This window comes from uncultured Aggregatibacter sp., assembly GCF_901873365.1.
GTDB lineage: Bacteria > Pseudomonadota > Gammaproteobacteria > Enterobacterales > Pasteurellaceae > Aggregatibacter.
Genome location: NZ_CABFLM010000114.1, coordinates 1 through 2,799, shown reverse-complemented (window position 1 = coordinate 2,799; position 2,799 = coordinate 1). Strand labels below are relative to the sequence as shown.

Here is a 2,799-nt window from a genome sequence, read left to right as displayed (position 1 = left end):
CGCAGCCAGGGGGCGCTTAACGGACGTTATTGTTATGATGAGATGGGGCGCTTGGTCCAACAACAGGCAGGACTTGCGAATCAACAAAACGCCGTGCAAATCGACCGCACTTATGGCTATGACGAATTGGGTCACCTTATCCAAACCCGCACCCACTGCCCACAACAGCCCTTTGAGACACCGCACCAGACGCAGTATCAGTACGACAGCTTGGGACGGATTCAACAGGAGAACACCGGAACACAACGGCACACCTTTTACTTTGACCCGGCAAGCAACCTTATCAACGACCCAACGGAAAAGGTGATTAACAACCGCCTGAGCCACTATCAGGGTGTGCGTTACACTTACGACAGCCTCGGCAATCTCACCGAATGCCAAACCGCTAATGGTGACTCTCAGCGGTATACCTATGACTTAAAACATCAACTGATTCGGGCGGATATCCATAACCGTTACACCACCGAAAGTTGGGTGTATGATTATGACCCACTGGGCAGACGGATTGCAAAATCCAAACTGAACAAACAAGGCGAAAAACAATGCCACACGCAATTTATCTGGGCGGGCTCACACTTGGTGCAGGAGATTCGCAAGGGTAATCATCAGCAAAATGCTGAAAAAACCGACCGCACTTTCACTTACATTTACACCCATCCCGACAGCTATGAGCCGTTGGCGCAGTGTTATAAAGAGCGTGAAAACGCACAACATACCGTGAACTACTTCCACTGCGACCAAATCGGCGTGCCTAGAGAAATGACAGACAGCCAAGGCAAACTCCTTTGGAAAGGGCGTTATGACGCTTGGGGACAGCTTATTCACGACAGCAACCGCCACGCCCAACGGACCACGTACCAACCGTTCCGCCTGCAGAACCAGTACTTCGACCAAGAAACGGGTTTGCATTACAACTTTTTGCGTTATTATGAACCAACGCTTGGGCGGTTTATTACACAAGACCCGATAGGGTTGATGGGGGGGATGAATTTGTATCGGTTTGAGGGCACGGTGCAGAATCAAATTGACCCATTGGGCTTATTTCCACTGGTGCTTGCGGCGCCTTGGCTTTTAAAAGGATTAGCCTATGTCGGTACAGCCATGACTGGTATTCTTATCGGCGTGGGAATAATGGATGCCAAAGAGGAGTATGATAAGGCTGAGGCTGAGGCTCAGGCTCAGGCTCAGGCTCAGGCTGAAGCAGATGGTACAGCGAAGTGTAATGAAACAAAATGTCCGCCTTGTATAACAACAAGTGGACGGATAGTTCCTCCTAAAACACTAGGATATCGTCCTCTTGATGTTATTCCTGATGACAAAATGGAGCACGGAGTATATGGATCTCACCATAATATATTTGAATCAAATCAAGCACCTTATCCAAATTGTAAGTGTTTCTGGAATAAACAAAAATATGTATTAAAACCACATCAGTTAACTCCAGAAATGGTACCGGTTGAGCCATTCGTAAACTAAGAAGGTATTCTCATGAAATATGCTACCCATAAAAATATAATGCTTGGAGATCTTGTTTATTGGAAAAATTCGTCTCCTTTAGATAAGGGAATCGTAGTTTGTTTGATCGATGAAGGCGTATTTTTAGATGGATACGACTTTTCTTACTTAAAAGATTCAGGGGGAGGAATAATGATTTTATTTGATTTTACGGGACTTGTTCAAATCATGAGAGATGATAAGAATATAGATATTGAATTTATTTCACACCTAACAGCTCCTGATGTTGATGACTTTTTAAATTGTCGTTGTGAACATTAGCTTTTCTCGAGCTATCTCTCAATATGTGCTTATAACATTTTGAAAAAAATAGATATTATTTAACGGCTATATTGGACATGGCTGTTATCATTTAAAAAATGTTTGCAAAACCGACCGCACTTTCACCTACATTTACACCCACCCCGACAGCTATGAGCCGTTGGCGCAGTGTTATAAAGAGAGTGAAAACGTACAACATACCGTGAACTACTTCCACTGCGACCAAATCGGCGTGCCTAGAGAAATGACCGATAGCCAAGGCAAACTCATTTGGAAAGGACGCTATGACGCTTGGGGACAGCTTATTCATGACAGCAACCGCCATGCCCAACGGACTACACACCAGCCATTCCGCCTGCAGAACCAGTACTTCGACCAAGAAACCGGTTTGCATTACAACTTTTTGCGTTATTATGACCCTGCACTCGGGCGGTTTATTACGCAGGATCCGATAGGGTTAATGGGTGGGATGAATCTTTATCAGTTTGCGGAGAATATACAGATATGGGTGGATCCTTTAGGTTTAAATAAGTGTAATGATAAAAGATGTGCAGAATTAAGAGCTCAAATTTTTCACAAGTCACAATTACTAATTAAAGAATTTCAAAAATATAATCCTGTTCAAGATGGAATTGGTGGATTTCCAATGAGAGGAGGCGGTGTAACTAAGCCAGGCGGACATTATCAGGAAATGAATGATTTAAAAAGGGGACTTAAAAATGATATTAAAGAATATATAAAAAATTGTCAGGGGAATGATCGATGTGATGGAGGTGGGAAATGGGGATCAATTCCTAGGGAAATTGATGCGTTAGCTAATAGACCAGTTCCTGAACCGGTTTTTCAATCTAATCAAAATTCTATTGGTGATTATGCGGCGTTAATTGGATTAGGTGTCTTGACTGTTGGTTTAGCATTACTTCCTTTTGATGGTCCCATTGGAGAGTCAATGGCGGCTGGAGCATTTTTTACTAAGCTAGCCACAATGCAATAATATAAATTTGGGAGAAGAAATAATGGAAT

3 protein-coding genes are annotated in these 2,799 nt (G+C 43.3%); all 3 read left to right on the top strand.

Features of this window, described 5'->3' with window-relative positions:
- Positions 1-1,476, top strand: a 1,476-nt coding sequence (locus QZ106_RS09395) for an RHS repeat domain-containing protein (RefSeq protein WP_295976581.1), incomplete at its 5' end; no start/stop codon positions are given.
- A gap of 12 nt (positions 1,477-1,488) precedes the next feature.
- Entirely contained in the window at positions 1,489-1,776 is a 288-nt protein-coding gene (locus QZ106_RS09390; protein WP_295976580.1) for a hypothetical protein, read from the top strand.
- Positions 1,777-1,978: 202 nt separating this feature from the next.
- On the top strand, positions 1,979-2,770 hold the full coding sequence (locus tag QZ106_RS09385; RefSeq protein WP_295976579.1) for an RHS repeat domain-containing protein: 792 nt from the start codon (positions 1,979-1,981) through the stop codon (positions 2,768-2,770).
- Positions 2,771-2,799: the final 29 nt, after the last annotated feature.